The following is a 16,626-nucleotide window of genomic DNA, read 5'->3' as shown; positions in this document are numbered from 1 at the left end:
ACGCACCCCCGGGGACCCGTTCCCACTCCCTCCCCCACGCTCCACGACGAGATCCGGCCGGTCCCCAACCGGCCGGATCCGTTGGTTCCAGGGACGCCCACGGACGCGCGCCGTGCCGCACGGGTCGATCACGAGCGGCCGACGGACCTCCCGCGACCGTCCGGCCCCAGCGGGATCAGGACGCGCTACCCGAAGGACCCAGGGGCCGTTCCGTCCCACGATCATGGGATTTGCACCACACCCACCCGCTCACCATTTTGCCTGGTCATCGTAGGGATGGGGGAAGTCCGCGCAGGTAGAGGAATTGACCCGATCATTTGAGCCCCCGGTGGATCACAGACACGAATCTCCGCGTACGCTGTATGGCTGTCACCTAGCGCCGCCCCTGCCGCACCACGCGACACCGCGGCATCGCGATGCCGACCCGGGGGAGATTCGGTGCTGGAGAGTGTGGGCCCGCTGACCGGGAGCCCATGGATCTATGTCGTCGTGGCCACCTCGGTGCTCTTCGACGTGTTCCTGCCGATGCTGCCCAGCGGGGTCCTCGTGATCACGGCGGCCACCGCCGCCGCGGCGGGCACCGGAGCCGCCACCGGCCAGGTGCCGCACGACGTGCCGGACATCCTGGCGCTGATCCTGTGCGCCGCGACCGCCTCGGTCCTCGGCGACTTCTGCGCGTACCGGCTGGCCCGGCGCGGCGGGGCGCGGTTCGACCGCGCCATCGCCCGCTCCCGTCGGCTGACCTCCGCGCAGGCCCGGCTCGGCGCCGCGCTGGCACGCGGCGGCGGCGCCCTGGTGGTGATCGCCCGGTTCGCCCCGGCGGGCCGCTCGCTCGTCTCGCTCGGCGCGGGCGCGGCCCAGCGGCGCAGCCGCGACTTCCTGCCCTGGTCGGCGCTGGCGGGCATCACCTGGGCCGCCTACAGCGTGGGGCTCGGATACGTCGGCGCCCAGTGGCTCGGCGCGACCTGGCTGGCGGCCGGGGTGTCCGTGCTGGCCCTCGTCGGCGCGGGCGCGGGCGCGGCCTACCTCATGCGGCGCCCCGCCCCGACGACCGCGGGCTGAACCACCGCCCCGCCACGACCGCCACGGACGGGCCGAACCACGCCCCGCCACGACCCCAGGGACGGGTCGGGCATCGCCCCGCCGCGCCCTCCGGACACCGTTTCCCGGACCTCACTCAGGACGCCCGCGCTTCGGCCCCGGCGGCCACTCGGGCCCTGCCACCGCCCGACCCCCGGACCTCCAGCCCGGCGAGCAGTTCGGCGGTGGCCGCCGCGACGGCGTCGACGGCCGCGTCGAACACCGCGCGGTTGTGGGCCGCCGGGGCCCGGAAGCCGGACACCTTCCGCACGTACTGCAACGCGGCGGCCCGGATCTCCTCCTCGGTGGCCTCTTCGGGGATGACGGGCGGGCGGAGCGTCTTGATGCTGCGGCACATGCCCCCAGTGTCCCTCGCCACCCACGACGGTTCCAGGCCCGCGCCCCGACCCCGCGCCCGCCTTCCCGGCCTGGGGCCCTTCCCCTTCCCCGCCCGGGCAGAACTCGCCGCGCAAAATCGAACAGGCGTACCATTACGGCGTGGCTGCGACCTACGACTTCCCGAGTGACCTGCTGGCCGGACAGGAGGAACTCCACCAGGTGCGCACGGAACTGATCGGCCTGCTCAAACGCCTGCCCTGGTCCGTGGAACCCCTGGACGGATTCACCGACGACACCGGCTGGCGCAGGGTCGAACGCCCCGCCTCCCCCGGCTGGAGCCCCGACGAACAGGCCCAGGTGGAGAAGCTCCGCGCGCGCGAACGCGAACTCGCCGTCTTCGTGACCTGTCACCGCTACTGGACCGAGGTCACCGCTCCCGAAAAGGCCGACGCCCGCGCCGCCCTGAAGCGCGCCCACGAACTCCCCCCGCCCACCTGAGCGAAGCCCCCACACCCACGAACGCACCGCCGCACCGCCGCACCGCCGCACCGCCGCACCGCCGCACCGCCGCACCGCCGCACCGCCGCACCGCCGCACCGCCGCACCGCCGCACCGCCGCACCGCCGCACCGCCGCACCGCCGCACCGCCGCACCGCCGCACCGCCGCACCGCCGCACCGACCGAGGAAACCCGGGCGCCGGAGTCGCCTCCCAGCGCGGAAGCACTTCGAAGTGCCGGAGAACGCCGAAGCCCCGGCGGCACCCTGCCTACAGGGGACCGCCGGGGCTCCGAACGAGTAACTCCGGTGGGCGCGGACGGTTTCGAACCGCCGACATCTGCCTTGTAAGGGCAGCGCTCTACCACTGAGCTACGCGCCCGGAATGAGTCGACAGCCTACCTTGCTTCCGTCCGGCCCCCCACACCCCCGCGTGCCCCGGACCGGGGGTTATCCCCACTCCCCATCCGGTAGCGGTCCGGATGGCCACCCGAAGCGCCCGTCCATACGGTCGAACCACGCTCCGGAACCCCGCGCCGCCACCGCCACCGCCCGCCCCGGAGCGACACGACAGCACCACAAGCGCCACACCACAGCGGCGCCGGGGATCGCCGGGACGCCGCCCGGGCCCGGCCCAACGGACCGTACGCACCAGGGGGAACGTCATGACCACCGCACACAACACCGGCCGACCACGTCCACGCGGCACGGCCCCGCTCGCCGTGGCGGGGCTCGCCGCCCTCGCCCTCACGGTCACCGGCTGCGCCGAACCGGAGGACGACACCGCTCCCGACCACCGTTCCTTCACCCTGTCCGGCACCACCCTCACCATCGACTCCGACGACTCCAGCCTCGAACTCGTCCCCACCCGCCACGACCGGGTCGAGGTCACCCGCTGGTTCCAGAGCCGCAAGGTGGCCGGCTCCCGGCCCTCCGTGAGCTGGCGGATGGAAGACGACCGGCTGGTGCTGCGCCGCAGTTGCTCCGGCTTCATCGCCAGCTGCGCCCTCAAGCACCGCGTCGAGGTGCCCCGGGGAACGGCCGTCACCGTACGGAACGGCGACGGCTCCGTCCGCGCCTCCAACTTCCGTACCGCCCTCGACATCCGCACGGACGACGGTTCCGTCCGCGTCGAGGACGTCAGCGGACCGGTCACCCTGCGCAGCGGCGACGGCAGCGTCCGTGCCAGCGGAGTGCGCTCCCGCCGGATCGACGCCCACACCGACGACGGGTCCCTGCACCTCGCCCTCGTCACCGTCCCGGACCGGGTCACCGCGCGCAGCAACGACGGTTCCGTCACCGTCGACCTTCCCCACGGCGGCGACGCCCCGACGGGATACCGGGTGTCCGCCGGAAGCGAGGACGGGGGCGTCAAGGTGTCCGTGCCCCGCGACGACCGCAGCCGCCACGAGGTCTCCGCCCACAGCCGCGACGGCAGCGTCACCGTGCGGAACGCGAACTGAACGTCCCGTGTGCGCGTCCGTACCAGGTGGGACAATGACACCGGGCACGGCGGACGACAGCACGGGAGAGGGAAGTGACGGCGACACCAGCACAGCCGTACACACCGACAGCACCACGTACACCGACCACCCCCCACACCTTCGGGAACCCGGCGTCGGAGCACCCGGCACGGGCCGCTGGAGAACCGCGACCCCCCAGCGGCCCCACACCGACGCCCCCGGCCCCGGCCTCTGCCCATCCCCCAGCACCAGCGGACGTCACCACGCGGCCGGAGCGGAGCCCCCGGTCGGCCGCCCCGACCGGCAACCGCCGTCGAAGGGGTCGGAGGGACGACGGTCAGCCCGGCTCCCCCACCCGGCGCCTCCTCTCCCATGCCCTGTTCCCCGTGGCCCTGCCCCTCTCCCTCCTCCCCCTCGCCACCGTGGCCGTCCTCGCGTCCTTCGCCAACGGCGGCACCCGACGCTGGTTCGGTGGGCGCGCCGAGGGACAACGGGCCCAGGCCCAGGCGGCGAAGGACGCCGCCGTCGCCGCCTTCTACGAACTGGACACCGCCCAGCGCGACCTCCGGATCTCCATAGAGACCATCACCGCCGTCGACGACTCCCCCGCCGCGCGCCGCGCCGTCTCCGACTTCGCCGCCCTGGGAGAGCGGGTCGACGACGTCAGCCACCAGTACATCGCCGCCGTCGACGCCCATGACCTGGACCGCGACGACCTGGAGGCGTCCGCCGCCACCCGGGCACGCACCGAACTGGGCCACGCCACCGACGCGCTCGTCGACGCCAAGAAGGACCTCGACCGGTTCGCCCAAGGACTCGGCCCGCTCCTCGACAAGGCGGAGACCCAGCTCGCCCGGCTGGCCCCCGCCGTCGAACGCGCCCGCCAGTCCCTCCTGGCCGCGACCACCGCCCTCGACGCCACCCGCGCGTCCGGGCTGAAGGCGGACGACCTCGCCGCCCGGCTCGCCGCCCTCGCCCCGGAACTCACCAAGCTGAACCAGGGCGCGGGACGCCACGGGGTGCCCGAGACCCTCCAGCGCGCCGAGCGGGTCGCCCGCGACGCCGAAACGGTGCGCGCCGAGGCCGAGCGGCTCCCGGAACGCGCCACGGAGACCGACCGCCGTCTGGTTTCCCTCCGCACCCGCGCCCAGGCCCTCACCACCCGTGCCGAGCAGGTGGAACCCGTCCTCAGCGAACTGCGCCGCCGTTTCACCGCCGCCTGCTGGCAAGACCTCCAGCAGGTTCCCGAGCAGGCCGCCGACGACCTCCGTCAGGCCGAGCGGAAGCTCGCCGAGGCCCAGACCGCACGGGACGCGCAACGCTGGCCCGACGCCACCTCCCTCCTCTCCACCGTCCGTGCCCTCCTCAACACCACCGACGAGGCGATCTCCGCTGCGGGCAACCGTCTCCAGCGGCTGAACGCGGTCGCCAAGAGCCCCGATCACGAGATCGAGCGCACCCGCTTCGCCATCCGCGACGCCCAGCGTCTGGCGATGGCGGGACGGCACACGGCCGACCCTCGCCACGCACGGCCCCTGGACGAGTCCGTCGCCCGTCTGGAACGGGCCATCGGGACCCTTCAGGGACGACACCCCGACTACTGGCACTTCCTGACCGAGACCGAGGCAGTCCGCCAGCAGGTGTCCGCCGTGGTCTCCCGTATCCGCGAAGAACGCGGCACCAGCGCCTAACCAACGGAGCCTCTCCCCTCCTCACTCCTCTCCTCGCCCTCCCCTCGGACAGTCCAGCCCGGTCCGGGGCCCGGTCTGGACACGGCCGCTAACCTGATCGCATGCCTCGCTACGAGTACCGATGCCGAACCTGCGGCGACACCTTCGAACTGAGCCGCCCCATGGCCGAGTCCTCCTCTCCCGCCGACTGTCCCGCAGGCCACGACGACACGGTGAAGCTCCTGTCGACGGTCGCCGTCGCGGGGACCGCTTCCGCCCCCGCGCCCCGGCCCGCCGCTGGTGGCGGCTGCTGTGGTGGAGGCGGCTGCGGCTGACCCGTACCCCGCCCCCTCGCCCGGGGGCGGGTGCAGGGCGTCAAGTCCCCAGATAGCGGAGGACCGCGAGCACGCGCCGTGAGTAACCGGTCCCTCCGGGCAACTCCAGCTTCTCGAAGATCGCGTTGATGTGTTTCTCGACCGCGCTCTGCGAGATGTGCAGCCGACCGGCGATCGCCGCGTTTCCGTGCCCTTGGGCCATCTCCGCCAGGACCTCACGCTCCCGAGCGGTCAGCCGGGCGAGTTGATCACCGTGGGAGCTGCCGCCCAGCAGCTGCCGGACCACCTCCGGGTCGAAGGCCGCCTGGCCCTTCGCCACCCGCTCCAAGGCGTCGAGGAACTCGTCCACCTGCGCCACCCGGTCCTTGAGGAGATAGCCCACCCCTTCCGACTGGCCGGAGAGCAGCTCCCGGGCGAAGCGCCTCTCGATGTACTGGGAGAGAACGAGGACTCCCACCTCCGGCCAGCGCTCACGGATCTCCAGCGCCGCGCGGAGCCCTTCGTCGGTGTGGGTCGGCGGCATCCGGACATCGGCCACGACGACGTCGGGACGCTCCCGGGCTATCGCCGCCAGCAGGGCCTCGGCGTCCCCGACCGCCGCCAGGACCTCATGCCCCTCCTCGCCGAGAAGCCGTATCAGTCCTTCCCTCAACAGGGTCGAGTCCTCCGCGAGCATCAGTCGCACGGCAGCTCCACACTGATCACCGTGGGTCCGCCAAGGGGGCTCCGCACGGCGAACGTCCCGTCCAGTGCGGCGGACCTCCGGGCCAGACCCACCAAGCCGGTCCCTCCGGGTTCGGCGCCGCCCTTGCCGTCGTCCTCGATCCGTACCCGCAGCGTGCCGTCCACCTCCTCGATCATGACCACTATCCTCGTCGCGCCCGCGTGCTTGACCGTGTTGGTGACGGCCTCGGCGACCACGAAGTAGGCGACCGCCGCGACGGCCCTGGGCAACGGACGCGGCACGTGGTAGCCCAGGATCACGGGTATCTCCGTACGGTCCACGACCGTGCTCAGCGCGGCCTCCAGCCCTGCCTCGTCGAGCGCCGCCGGATAGACCCGCCAGGAGACCTCGCGCAGGTCCACGAGGGCGCGCTGGCTCTCCTCGTGCGCCTGCCGGAGCAGCACGCTCGTCCGTGCGGGGTCGTCGCCGCGCCGGGCACGGCCCAGCAGCATGCCGAGGGCGACGAGCCGCTGCTGCACACCGTCGTGGAGATCCCGTTCGATCCGTCGGCGTTCGTCGTGGACGGCGTCGACCACCCCGGCCCGGCTGGCGAAGAGCTCGTCGATCCGTCTGCGGAGTTCCTCCTCGGGGCTGGGGCCGAGGCAACGGGTGGCGAGCCGGCGTTCCAGCGTGGAGACACCGAGGGCTCCCTGCGCTGACAGAAACAGCAGGAAGAGCGCTCCCACTGCGCTGAACAGCAGGTCTTCCGGATGTCTCACACCCACGAACAGCCAGCCGAACATCAGGAACGCGGTGTAGGCGATGCTGAGCGCCAGGCATCCGAGGACGGCTGCGCCGAGGAAGCCGAGGGGCCAGCGGGCGACGAGATACCGCAGCGCGCGATCATCATCGCCGGTGTCCCCGTACAGTGGGGGAAACCGTATCCGTTGGTAGGTCGCGAGTCGCGCGCGTTCCGTCGCCACGAGCCGTCGTCCTATCCGTCGCACGGGTCGTAGCACCGCGTGCTGACCCCGGGGCCACGCCCGCAGAGGCACGAGGAGAGTTCCGGCGATCAGCACGAAGATCAACTCGGCGACCGCCGTCCCGGCGCCGAGCAGGAGTCCGATGACGAGCCTGAGCCCGCCGCGTACGGCTGTGTTCACGTCGCTCACAGTAGCCAGCCGGGGGACGGCGGCACATTGCGGAAAACCGCACTCCTCGGTTGTGGCACGCACCACCACAAGCATGCGGTCCGCTTCAGTGTGCATTCAGCTCGGATTTTCTACGGTGGAATCATGATCGAAAGCAGCGCCCCGCAGTGGATCAACGGCCTGATGGACCAGCTCGGCGCACCAGGCGCCGGACTGGCCATCGCGCTGGAGAACCTCTTCCCTCCCCTCCCCAGCGAGGTGATCCTGCCCCTCGCGGGCTTCGCGGCGAGCACCGGGCAGATGAACCTCGTCGCCGCCCTGATATGGACCACCGTCGGTTCGGTCGTGGGCGCCCTCGCGCTGTACGGCATCGGCGCGCTCCTCGGCCGTGACCGCATGATCGCGATAGCGGCCAAGCTCCCGCTCGTGAAGGTGGCGGACGTCGAGAAGACGGAGGCGTGGTTCCACCGTCACGGCACCAAGGCCGTGTTCTTCGGGCGGATGATCCCCATCTTCCGCAGCCTGATCTCCATACCCGCCGGCATCGAACGGATGTCGATCCCGGTCTTCCTGGGGCTGACGACCCTGGGCAGCGCGATCTGGAACACCATCTTCGTCCTCGCCGGGTACCTCCTCGGGGAGAACTGGACGGAGGTGACGGGCTATGTGTCGGCGTACTCGAAGGTCGTCCTCGTCCTCGCCGTCTGCGCGGTGGTCGTCTTCATCGTGATACGGATGTTCAAGCCCGGTCCGGGGCAGCGGCGCGGATCAGGCTCCTCAGGATCCTCTCGCCGGCGGTGACGCCCTTCTCCGGGAGGGCCGTGAGACGGGGGGCCAGCCAGCCCTCGTCCGCCAGCTCGCCGTGGCCCGGCCGCCAGGCCCGGTCCGCGGCGAGCAGCAGGTCGGCGTCGAGGAGGGAGTCCCCGGCCGCCAGGACCCGGGTGGCGCCGGTGCGCCGGACGACCTCCCGCATCGCGGCGCTCTTGGTGAGGGGGCGCGGAACGGCGTAGATCTTGCGGCCCTGGAGGGAGACGGTCCAGCCCCGGTGCCCGGCCCAGACCGCCAGGTCCTTGACCCACTGGTCCGGCAGCAGGGCGCGCTCGACCACCAGGTAGGCGAAGAATCCGTCGGCCACACGGTCCTTGAGGAGCCAGGCCGGGTCAGCGGTGCGGCTGAGATGGGCGCGGACCTCGTCGAGCGGGGCGCACTCCGTGGCGATCCGGTCGACGACGGCCCGCTGCCAGTCCGGGTCGGGTTCTCCGTCCACGAGGATCTGTCCGCCGTTGGCGCAGATCGCGTAGCGCGGTGCGGGGCCGGGGAGGTGGATACGGCGGTACTGCTCCACGGTGCGGGTGGTGGTGGGCACGAAGTGGGTGGTGCGGGCCAGTTCGGCGAGGAGCCCGGCCGCGGTCTCCGTGAGGTAGGACAGCGGCTTGCCCTCGTAGACCTCGACGCACAGCAGCCGGGGCGCTTCGGCGTCGGGCATCCGCAGCCCGAGGGCGGCGGCCGAGTAGATCAAGGTCCGGTCGAGGTCGCTGGCGACGAGGACGGACCGCTCCGGGGCCGTGTCGGCGCGGTCGGTGGGCGAGGAGCTCACAGGGCAGTCACCGCCTTGCCGTCGGCGCCGGTCGCGCCACGGGTGTACCGGGGGTGGATCAGCCCGACGCAGCTGTAGGGCAGGTCGTCGACCTCCTCGACGGGCACACCCCGCTGGGCGGCGAGGAGCCGGACGTGGTCCAGATCGGTACCGGCGCCCTGGCGGGCGAGCACCTTCCAGGGGACGCGCCTCAGCAGGACCCGGGTGGTCTCGCCGACACCGGGCTTCACCAGGTTGACGTCATGGATGCCGTACTGCTCGCTGATCCGCTCGACGGCCGCCCAGCCCTCCCAGGTGGGGACCCGGTCCCTGGCGAGCATCTCCTTGACCTGGCGGTCGACGGTGGCACCCGCCTCGGGGAAGTGGGCGGCGACCCGCTGGAGGAAGACATGGGAGAGGTCGGCTCCGGCCAGTTCCCGGTAGTGCTTGGCCCCGTGGTAGTCGTCGGGTCCGACCAGGTCGGGGCGGAGCACCGTACGGGAGACGAGCCCGGAGACGGTGGAGTTGAGGCAGGCCGAGGGGATCAGGTAGTCCTCCCGGGTGCCGTAGGTGCGCACACAGGAGCCGGGGTCGGCGAGGACGGCGATCTCGGGGTTGAAGCCGTGGATGCCGGTGCTCTCCCGGAAGTCCTTGAGCGCGTGGACGAGTTCACGGGTGATGGCGCCCTTGCCGGTCCAGCCGTCCACGAAGACGACGTCGGCGGGGTCGTGATGGGCGGCGATCCAGCGCAGGGCGTTGGTGTCGACGCCCCGGCCGCGCACGATGGACACGGAGTAGTGCGGAAGGTCGATCCCGTACCGGTACCGGGCCCAGCGCCGCATGAGGACGCCGACGGGGGTGCCCGCCCGGGCGAGGGAGACCAGGACGGGGCGGGGCGACCGTTCGGCGAGGACGAGGTCCGTGACGGTCCCCACGGCATGGGCGACCCGGAGGGCGGAGGCGTCGAGGGCGCTGTGGAACAGTCGCTGGTACTCCGGGCTCGGCTGGTACTCCACCGGCAGGGACTCCGCGTAGTGGGCGCCTCCCGACTGGATCGCCTCCTCCCGCTCCTCGGTCGGCGCCTCCAGGGTCACGGAGGAGAGGTCCTGGAGCAGCCAGCCGACGTCGTCGGGCTCGTACGAGGAGAAGGCGGGGCCACGCAGGGGCTCGGGAAGCAAGGGGGGCCTTTCGGGCATGACGGATGCGGCGGACACGGCGGGTGCGGAAGGCGCGGCGGAAGCGGCGCGCGGGACGTAGGAGGGGACCACGGCGAGGACCACCCGGGAGGTGTGCCGGGACAGTTGGGCGAGCAGACCGCCGGGGGCGTGCAGCTCGGGAGTGTCGGCCACCGAGTCGACCACGAGGACGACGGCGTCGAACCCCGCTCCGGCGACGTTGTAGGCGTAGCGGTCGCCGGGCCCGTCACCGGGGTCGTCATGGGAGGGGAAGACGAGTCGGGTGCGGATGGCGTAGCCGGGGTCGTCGACGGCGAGGACGGGCGAGCGGGTGGTGGTGGAGTAGAGGACGTCGGCGTCGGCGCGTTCTTCGAGCGCGGTGGCGAGCCTCAGCGGGGCGTACATCAGCTCCTCGAAGCCGAGGACGAGCACCCGGGGGCGGACAGCGGGAACGGCCACGGGCGGCGCGCCGGTCCCAGTGCCGTCGGCGGGGCCACCGCCGGGGCCGTCGCCCGTGCCGTTCCTCGTGCCGGTGTGCGGGCCGCTCCCCGTACCGGGGTCCGGGAACAGGCACGCGGCCAGCCGGTCGGCCATATCCGGGAGGGCGGACTCCAGCCGGGTCCGGTGCGCGGGGGTGAAACCGTGGCGGCCGCCGTCCGGCACTCCGCCGGGCCACCCCAGATCGGCCCTGACGACGGGGGCCGATGCCACGGGAGACAGGTGGGGCGCTTCCGGGGCGCCGAGCGCCGGGAGGGGGCCGGGGCCCGTCCCGGGCGCGGAGAGGGGGCCAGGGCCGGGCTCATGACGGGCGACGAGGGCACGGCCCTTCTCCAGGACGTCCTCGGGCAGCCGGACGGTGCCCGAGGCCGTGGCCACGAGGTCGATCCGGGCGCCGGTCTCCCGGGCGAAGGCGTCGAGCCGCACCCGGTCCGAGGGCGCGCGCATGTCGACGAGGGCGACGATGACGTAACGGTCGCGGGGGTAGCGGGCGTGGACGGCGCGGATCGTGTTGAGGACGGTGTTGCCGGTGGAGAACTCGTCGTCGACCAGGACCAGCGGCCCGTCGCCCGCGAGCAGCGCGGGGTCCTCGGGCAGCAGCAGATGGCTGGTGGCGTGGGAGTGGGACTCCTCGAACCCGGCGGCGGGGGCGACGCCCTCGACGGGGCGGCGGGTGGAGTGCAGATAGGGGGCCACTCCGATGCCGTCGGCGACGCTGTGGCCGAGTCCGGTCGCGGTCTCCGCGTAGCCGAGGACCACGGACCGGCGGGCCAGTTCGGAGCCCAGGAGGTCATGGACCCGTCGGCCGAGGTCGTACCCGTGCTGGTGGACGATCGCGGGCGATTGGGGAACGTGCTTGCCGAGCACGTTGGACACCAGGAGGTGGGCCCGCTTGGGGTTGCGGCGCAGGGCGAGCCCGAGGAGTTCCCTCAGCCGGGGCCCGTCCCCACCGGTCGGTTCCACCGGTGGCGGTGGTCCGGACGTGTCGCCTCCCGGCGGCCCGGCGGGTCCCCACCCGTCCGGGGCCGCCTCCACCAGCTCGATGCCGAGCCGCTGGGCGACCCACGTACCCGTCCACACCACGTCGTCCACGCTTCCCTCGGGGTTCCTTGCGATCAGCCGGAGAGTCCGGCGGCGAGCAGTTCCACGAACCCGACGTCCTCGCCCGCCACGCCGAACACCTCGGCGCGCCGCAGGGTCCGCTCGGCCCAGGCCCGGTGCGGCTTCACCTCGTTCATCTTGTTCGTGTACGCGGAGCGGAGCACTCCGCCGCCGTCACGCTCGGGCCGGAGGATGTCCCGCGCGTCGCTGTACTCCTCGTGGCTGACCACCGACAGCGCGTGCACGGGGAGGACGTGCGACGGATGGATGCAGGTCTTGCCGAGGAGTCCGTTGGCGCGGTCGAGTTCGATCTCCCGGAGCAGTCCGTCGAGGTCGTGCTCGATGAGTTCCTGCCGGAGTTCGTCGGCGCGGCCCGCGAGGAAGGGGCTCCGGCGCAGCTGCGGTTTGAACATCCGTTCCTGGAGGCGGAAGTACTCCCACACCGGACCGGTGACGGTGAAGCCCGTGCCGTCGGCCCGGCCGAGGAGGTTGACGACGTCCCCGATCACGGACGCCACGATCTGCACGTCGTAGGCGGTCAGGTCGGGGGGACGGCGCAGCCCGTACGCGGAGCAGAAGTCGGTGACGCCCAGCCGCAGGGCGAGGACGCGTTCGCGGTACTTGTCGACGGTCCGGGCGATGCCGTCGAGCGTCTCGCGGCGGGTCTCCAGGTACAGCAGTTCCGGCGACTCCAGGACCGGCATCGCGAAGAGACGGCGGCCGTGCGCCGCCTCGGTGGCGGTGAGCGCCTCCAGGAACGGGACGCCGTGTTCCTCGGTGAACTTCGGCAGCACGAATCCGGACAGCAGCGGCGCGGCCACGCCCAGTCGCCGGACGAGGTCCGGTATCTGCTCCGGGGCGCGCACGCGGACGAAGAGGAGGGGCAGATCCCCGGCCGGGCCGGTGGCCAGGGCGGTGAGCTGCCGGACCACGTTCTCCTCCGCGCCGGGCACCTCGGAGTCCTCTATCGAGTCCTCCAGGCACAGCACCATCGAGACCACGCCGCGCGCGGCCTGCTTGCGGATGTCGTCCGCGAGGGTGGGCCGGGTGGCGGGGCTGTAGAGGGTGGCCCCCAGGGCGACGGAGAGCAGACGGGCCGGGGAGTCAGCGGTGAAGTCGCACGGCTCCCGGTGGAAGATGCGCTGACGCACCTGTGGGGCTATGTGCCCGAAATGACGCATGAGTCTCCCCGTGACTGCCGGAGTGGTCCGTTTGCCGGAGCGATCCGACACGATGTGGCCGGTAATAGTACGTAGAAACCGATGCCAAGGGTTCCCTTGTCCCATGAAATCCCGGTAACCGGGCCATGTCGCCCCGAGGCCGGGGAGTCCGGATCCGTTCGTCACCGTATGCGACCCACGTTGTCCTCCCGGTGGCCGGGAGGGCAGGATGACCGTATGACGCACGCGATGCTGAAGGGGTCGAACGTCCCGCTCGAAGCGACGGCGGTGCGAGCCGTGCTGCGCTGGGCTCCGGGGCAGGACGTTCCGGACGTCGACGTCTCGGCACTGCTGCTCGGGTCCGACGGCCGGGTGCGCTCGGACGCGGACTTCGTCTTCTACAACCAGCCCCGGCACCCTTCGGGCAAGGTGTGGCGGCTCGGCAAGAAGCGGGTCGCGGAGTGGCTGACCGACACGATCCAGACGGATCTGACGGGGCTCCCCGAGGAGGTCGACCGGGTGCTGTTGGTGGCGTCCGCCGACGACGTGCCGTTCGGCCGGGTCCCTTCGCTGCGGGTCCAGGTCCATGACGCGGGCGCGGCGGACGAGGAACCGCTGGCGCACTTCGACATCAGGCCCGAGACGGGCGCCGAGACCGCGTTGATCTGCGGTGAGCTGTACCGCCGGGGCGACGGATGGAAGTTCCGGGCCGTGGGCGACGGCTACTCCAACGGTCTGGTGGGTCTGGCGACGGACTTCGGGATCTCCGTGGACGACTCGGAGCCGGAGGACACCGGAGCGGGTCCGGAGGAGTCGCCGTCCGTTCCCCCGCCGTCCCCGCCCGCCCCGGCACACGACGCCGCCGAGCCGACCGCCGCGCATCCGTCCCGGCCGTCCGGCCGGGACGAACCGGCCGCCCCCGGCTACGGCTACCCCCCGGCCCCCGCGTCCCCGCCGGTTCCCCAGCCCGCCTACGGCTATCCGCACCCGGCGCCGGAGCCGTCCTCCGGTGAGCGTCAGCCCGCGTACGGCTACCCCCAGCCGATCGCGGCCATGGGTCCCGATCCGGACTTCCGGCTGCCGCCGCAGGGTCCGCAGTTCCAGCCCCGCTGATCCGGGCCGGCGCCCGGCCACGGCTCCCGGGGGCCGGGGGCGGGCGCACCGGGGGCAGGGGTTCAGCGGTCGGCCTTGGACTTGTAGCCGCGCCCCCACTGGAGTCCCCAGCCGTACAGGCGGTCGAGTTCCGACTGGAAGCCGTACACGAACTTGACCTCGCGCCGGACAATCAGCTGGCCCTTGGCGTTCTCCAGGGAGAACACCGCGCAGGAGCGGGCCTCGGGGGCCCGTTCGTCGAGGCCGATCTCGATGCGGGGGCCGCTGCTCGGGTAGAGGGTGACGACGGCGTGGGTGCGGTCGAAGGCGGGGGTCTGGTCGTAGATGTAGACGAAGACCAGCAGCCTGCGGATCTCGTCGCGCTGGTCGAGGTTGATGAAGATGGTCTCGCCCGAGCCGGAGCCGAACCGGTCGTCACCGCTAAGCTTGACGTACGGCGCCGTGTTCAGATCGCCGAAGAAGTCGCCGAGGGGCTGGACGACGCCCTTGGTTCCGTCGGCGAGTTCGTACAGGCAGCCGAGGTCGAGGTCGACGTTGACCATGCTCTGGGTGTGGGCCTGGACGGCCTCGGGCTTGAACATCCGCAGCGGATTGCTCAGCAGTCCGCCCCGGTCGGGTCCTCCGATGTCGGAGGTGCGCATCCGCCAGGACAGGTTGACGCGCAGGTTTCCGGTGACGGCCCCTTGTTTGGTGAGGGAGACCGTGGGGTTCCGCTTGGTGAGTTCGATGGAGTTGCTCGCCGAGCCCCCGGCCGCGAAGTCCGCCGAGCGCCCGCCCCTCAGAGTGTCCCAGAAGGACATACCGCCCCCAATGTCCTGATGATCCCTGCCCGGTGCTGGTGTCCGGGGTGTCCTCGCGTACGGCGGGCGAGTGCCCGCGTACGGCGCGGGGCGGCCGTGGGAACCACGTCCCCCTGACCGCCCCGCTGAGAGCGTTCCTCGTGACGGGCCCGGTCACACTCGGGTAACCGGCCGCGTCGGGATGTTTCACACTCCGGACGGGACCTCCGGCTTGCCGCCCGGGGAGTTCTCCCCGTCCCCGGCCGCCGCCAGGGCCCGGTTGCGGCGGACCGACGACCAGAAGGACCAGGCGATCAGGGCGACGCCGACGAGACCGGTGATGGCCTCGTGGATCTCGTACCGGATGGTGATCAGCAGGATCACGGCCAGCGCGCCGATCGCGTAGTGCGCGCCGTGCTCCAGGTAGACGTAGTCGTCCAGGGTGCCCTGGCGGACGAGGTAGACCGTGATGGACCGGACGTACATCGCGCCGATGCCGAGGCCGAGGGCCATGAGCACGATGTCGTTGGTGATCGCGAAGGCCCCGATGACCCCGTCGAAGGAGAAGGACGCGTCCAGGACCTCCAGGTAGAGGAACATGAAGAACGCGGCCTTGCCCGCGAGCAGCACCACCGGCTTGCCGCTGCGCTTGGCGGCCTCCTCGGCCTCGTGCTCGCGTTCCTCCTGCTCCTCCAGCCGTCCCTCGAAGAAGCCGGACAGCCCGCCGACCACGAGGTAGGTGATGAGACCGGCGATGCCGGACAGCAGCACGGTCTCCGTCTTGTCGGCGTGGGTGCCGCCGTACTGGTGGGCCTCGGGGGCGAGGGCGATCGCGCTGACCAGGAGGACGATCAGGGCGATGCACACCGACAGCATCTCGACCTTGCCGAGCCGGGCGAGGGGGCGCTCGATCCAGCGCAGCCACTTGATGTCCCGGTCCTCGAAGATGAAGTCGAGGAAGATCATGAGCAGGAACATGCCGCCGAAGGCGGCGATGGAGGCATGGGCGTCGGTGACCAGTTCCTGGTAGCGCTCCTTGTCGTTGAGCGCGAGGTCGACCGCTTCGACCGGGCCGAGTCCGGCGCTCACCGCGACGATGACCACCGGGAAGACCAGCCGCATGCCGAAGACGGCGATCAGGATTCCGATGGTGAGGAAGATGCGCTGCCAGAACGCGTTCATCTTCTTCAGGATTCCGGCGTTGACCACCGCGTTGTCGAAGGAGAGCGAGATCTCCAGGATGGAGAGCATCGCCACGAGCCCGAAGGCGAGCCATCCCCCGTAGAGCGCGGCCGCGACCAGACCCAGCGCGGTGACGGCGAACGACCAGCCGAAGGTTTTCAGAATCACTGGCTACCCATTCCTGTAACGGGGGTCCCCCCGATAGGAGTCCGGCAGGAGGTCACCCCCGCACCGGGCACAGCTTCATGACACATTGACCCCGAAGTCTAGAGCGATGCCCCGCAGTCCGGACGCGTACCCCTGGCCCACCGCGCGGAACTTCCATTCGTTTCCGTACCGGTAGACCTCGCCGAAGATCATCGCGGTTTCGGTGGAAGCGTCCTCCGACAGGTCGTACCGCGCCAGCTCCTGACCGTCCGCCTGGTTGACGACCCGGATGAACGCGTTGCTGACCTGGCCGAACGCCTGCCCCCGGGCGTCCGCCTCATGGATGGAGACCGGGAAGACGATGCGGTCGCACCCCGCCGGGACCAGCGAGAGGTCGACCATCAGGGACTCGTCGTCGCCGTCGCCCTCACCCGTGAGGTTGTCACCGGTGTGGGTCACGGAACCGTCCGGGCTGGTCAGGTTGTTGTAGAAGACGAACCACTCGTCACCGAGGACCCGGCCCGAGGCGCACAGCATCGCGCTGGCGTCGAGGTCGAACGGGGCCCCCGTGGTGGACCGGGCGTCCCAGCCCAGGCCGACCAGGATCTGCCGGAGGTCCGGCGCGGCCTTGGACAGGGAGACGTTGCCCCCCTTGGCCAGCGTCACACCCATGATCGTCATCCTCCCCGAGGTGGTA

16 protein-coding genes and 1 tRNA gene are annotated in these 16,626 nt (G+C 71.8%); 7 read left to right on the top strand and 10 right to left on the bottom strand.

Going from position 1 to position 16,626, the window contains the following annotated elements; genetic code table 11:
• Positions 1–438 precede the first annotated feature (438 nt).
• Positions 439–1,062, top strand: coding sequence for a DedA family protein (locus ACVWNX_RS24785; RefSeq protein WP_454410027.1), 624 nt, complete (start codon positions 439–441; stop codon positions 1,060–1,062).
• Positions 1,063–1,177: 115 nt separating this feature from the next.
• Here the strand turns inward: ACVWNX_RS24785 and ACVWNX_RS24780 are convergent, their stop codons facing one another.
• Positions 1,178–1,438 carry a DUF2277 family protein gene (locus tag ACVWNX_RS24780; RefSeq protein WP_454410026.1) on the bottom strand — a complete coding sequence of 87 codons (261 nt, stop codon included), beginning with the start codon at positions 1,436–1,438 and terminating at the stop codon, positions 1,178–1,180.
• 140 nt (positions 1,439–1,578) lie between these two features.
• On the opposite strand from ACVWNX_RS24780, the gene ACVWNX_RS24775 reads away from it, so the two are divergent.
• Positions 1,579–1,917: a hypothetical protein gene (locus ACVWNX_RS24775; protein WP_454410024.1), complete on the top strand. Its 339-nt coding sequence runs from the start codon at positions 1,579–1,581 to the stop codon at positions 1,915–1,917.
• 308 nt (positions 1,918–2,225) lie between these two features.
• Here ACVWNX_RS24775 and ACVWNX_RS24770 read toward each other — a convergent pair.
• Positions 2,226–2,297: transfer RNA gene (locus tag ACVWNX_RS24770), tRNA-Val, on the bottom strand.
• A 283-nt stretch (positions 2,298–2,580) separates the two neighbouring features.
• Here ACVWNX_RS24770 and ACVWNX_RS24765 point away from each other — a divergent pair.
• From ACVWNX_RS24765 to ACVWNX_RS24755, 3 genes are all read left to right on the top strand, one after another.
• Positions 2,581–3,378, top strand: coding sequence for a DUF4097 family beta strand repeat-containing protein (locus ACVWNX_RS24765; RefSeq protein ID WP_454410022.1), 798 nt, complete (start codon positions 2,581–2,583; stop codon positions 3,376–3,378).
• Positions 3,379–3,764: 386 nt separating this feature from the next.
• Positions 3,765–5,069, top strand: coding sequence for a hypothetical protein (locus tag ACVWNX_RS24760; protein WP_454410021.1), 1,305 nt, complete (start codon positions 3,765–3,767; stop codon positions 5,067–5,069).
• Positions 5,070–5,170: 101 nt separating this feature from the next.
• Positions 5,171–5,383: an FmdB family zinc ribbon protein gene (locus tag ACVWNX_RS24755; protein ID WP_454410019.1), complete on the top strand. Its 213-nt coding sequence runs from the start codon at positions 5,171–5,173 to the stop codon at positions 5,381–5,383.
• Positions 5,384–5,423: 40 nt separating this feature from the next.
• Here ACVWNX_RS24755 and ACVWNX_RS24750 read toward each other — a convergent pair whose 3' ends face one another.
• A complete protein-coding gene (locus ACVWNX_RS24750; protein ID WP_454410018.1) occupies positions 5,424–6,068 on the bottom strand; it encodes a response regulator transcription factor in 645 nt (214 codons plus the stop codon).
• Positions 6,059–7,210: a sensor histidine kinase gene (locus ACVWNX_RS24745; RefSeq protein WP_454410016.1), complete on the bottom strand. Its 1,152-nt coding sequence runs from the start codon at positions 7,208–7,210 to the stop codon at positions 6,059–6,061. Before ACVWNX_RS24745 ends, ACVWNX_RS24750 begins: the two co-directional genes overlap by 10 nt.
• A gap of 132 nt (positions 7,211–7,342) precedes the next feature.
• On the opposite strand from ACVWNX_RS24745, the gene ACVWNX_RS24740 reads away from it, so the two are divergent.
• Positions 7,343–7,999: a DedA family protein gene (locus ACVWNX_RS24740; RefSeq protein WP_454410014.1), complete on the top strand. Its 657-nt coding sequence runs from the start codon at positions 7,343–7,345 to the stop codon at positions 7,997–7,999.
• Here ACVWNX_RS24740 and ACVWNX_RS24735 read toward each other — a convergent pair.
• From ACVWNX_RS24735 to ACVWNX_RS24725, 3 genes are read right to left on the bottom strand one after another with little or no spacing between them, the layout of a single operon-like run.
• Positions 7,938–8,795 carry an HAD family hydrolase gene (locus tag ACVWNX_RS24735; RefSeq protein WP_454410013.1) on the bottom strand — a complete coding sequence of 286 codons (858 nt, stop codon included), beginning with the start codon at positions 8,793–8,795 and terminating at the stop codon, positions 7,938–7,940. The genes ACVWNX_RS24740 and ACVWNX_RS24735 overlap by 62 nt on opposite strands.
• Positions 8,792–11,539 carry a phosphoribosyltransferase gene (locus ACVWNX_RS24730; protein WP_454410012.1) on the bottom strand — a complete coding sequence of 916 codons (2,748 nt, stop codon included), beginning with the start codon at positions 11,537–11,539 and terminating at the stop codon, positions 8,792–8,794. Before ACVWNX_RS24730 ends, ACVWNX_RS24735 begins: the two co-directional genes overlap by 4 nt.
• A 23-nt stretch (positions 11,540–11,562) precedes the next feature.
• Positions 11,563–12,729 carry an HpcH/HpaI aldolase/citrate lyase family protein gene (locus ACVWNX_RS24725; RefSeq protein WP_454410010.1) on the bottom strand — a complete coding sequence of 389 codons (1,167 nt, stop codon included), beginning with the start codon at positions 12,727–12,729 and terminating at the stop codon, positions 11,563–11,565.
• 216 nt (positions 12,730–12,945) lie between these two features.
• Here ACVWNX_RS24725 and ACVWNX_RS24720 point away from each other — a divergent pair, with 216 nt between their 5' ends.
• Entirely contained in the window at positions 12,946–13,821 is an 876-nt protein-coding gene (locus ACVWNX_RS24720; protein ID WP_454410009.1) for a TerD family protein, read from the top strand.
• 62 nt (positions 13,822–13,883) lie between these two features.
• On the opposite strand, the gene ACVWNX_RS24715 is transcribed toward ACVWNX_RS24720, so the two are convergent.
• The 3 genes from ACVWNX_RS24715 to ACVWNX_RS24705 all read right to left on the bottom strand — a co-directional run bounded on the left by ACVWNX_RS24715 (position 13,884) and on the right by ACVWNX_RS24705 (position 16,601).
• Positions 13,884–14,621, bottom strand: coding sequence for a TerD family protein (locus tag ACVWNX_RS24715; protein WP_454410007.1), 738 nt, complete (start codon positions 14,619–14,621; stop codon positions 13,884–13,886).
• 186 nt (positions 14,622–14,807) lie between these two features.
• Positions 14,808–15,950, bottom strand: a complete 1,143-nt coding sequence (locus ACVWNX_RS24710) for a DUF475 domain-containing protein (RefSeq protein ID WP_454410005.1) — start codon at positions 15,948–15,950, stop codon at positions 14,808–14,810.
• Between the two features lie 75 nt (positions 15,951–16,025).
• The gene (locus ACVWNX_RS24705) at positions 16,026–16,601 is read right to left on the bottom strand and encodes a TerD family protein (RefSeq protein ID WP_454410003.1); all 576 of its coding nucleotides are present in this window, start codon (positions 16,599–16,601) and stop codon (positions 16,026–16,028) included.
• Positions 16,602–16,626: the final 25 nt, after the last annotated feature.

It is taken from the genome of Streptomyces sp. JNUCC 64, from assembly GCF_054484115.1.
The sequence above is the reverse complement of the archived record's forward strand: the minus strand, read 5'-3'. Positions and strand labels throughout refer to the sequence as shown.

Excerpts from the sequence above, each read along its gene's own strand:
- ACVWNX_RS24780 (WP_454410026.1), bottom strand. The coding sequence starts at position 1,438 with ATGTGCCGCAGCATCAAGACGCTCCGCCCGCCCGTCATCCCCGAAGAG.
- ACVWNX_RS24720 (WP_454410009.1), top strand. The coding sequence starts at position 12,946 with ATGACGCACGCGATGCTGAAGGGGTCGAACGTCCCGCTCGAAGCGACG.
- ACVWNX_RS24715 (WP_454410007.1), bottom strand. The coding sequence starts at position 14,621 with ATGTCCTTCTGGGACACTCTGAGGGGCGGGCGCTCGGCGGACTTCGCG.
- ACVWNX_RS24725 (WP_454410010.1), bottom strand. The coding sequence starts at position 12,729 with ATGCGTCATTTCGGGCACATAGCCCCACAGGTGCGTCAGCGCATCTTC.
- ACVWNX_RS24740 (WP_454410014.1), top strand. The coding sequence starts at position 7,343 with ATGATCGAAAGCAGCGCCCCGCAGTGGATCAACGGCCTGATGGACCAG.
- ACVWNX_RS24765 (WP_454410022.1), top strand. The coding sequence starts at position 2,581 with ATGACCACCGCACACAACACCGGCCGACCACGTCCACGCGGCACGGCC.
- ACVWNX_RS24705 (WP_454410003.1), bottom strand. The coding sequence starts at position 16,601 with ATGGGTGTGACGCTGGCCAAGGGGGGCAACGTCTCCCTGTCCAAGGCC.
- ACVWNX_RS24755 (WP_454410019.1), top strand. The coding sequence starts at position 5,171 with ATGCCTCGCTACGAGTACCGATGCCGAACCTGCGGCGACACCTTCGAA.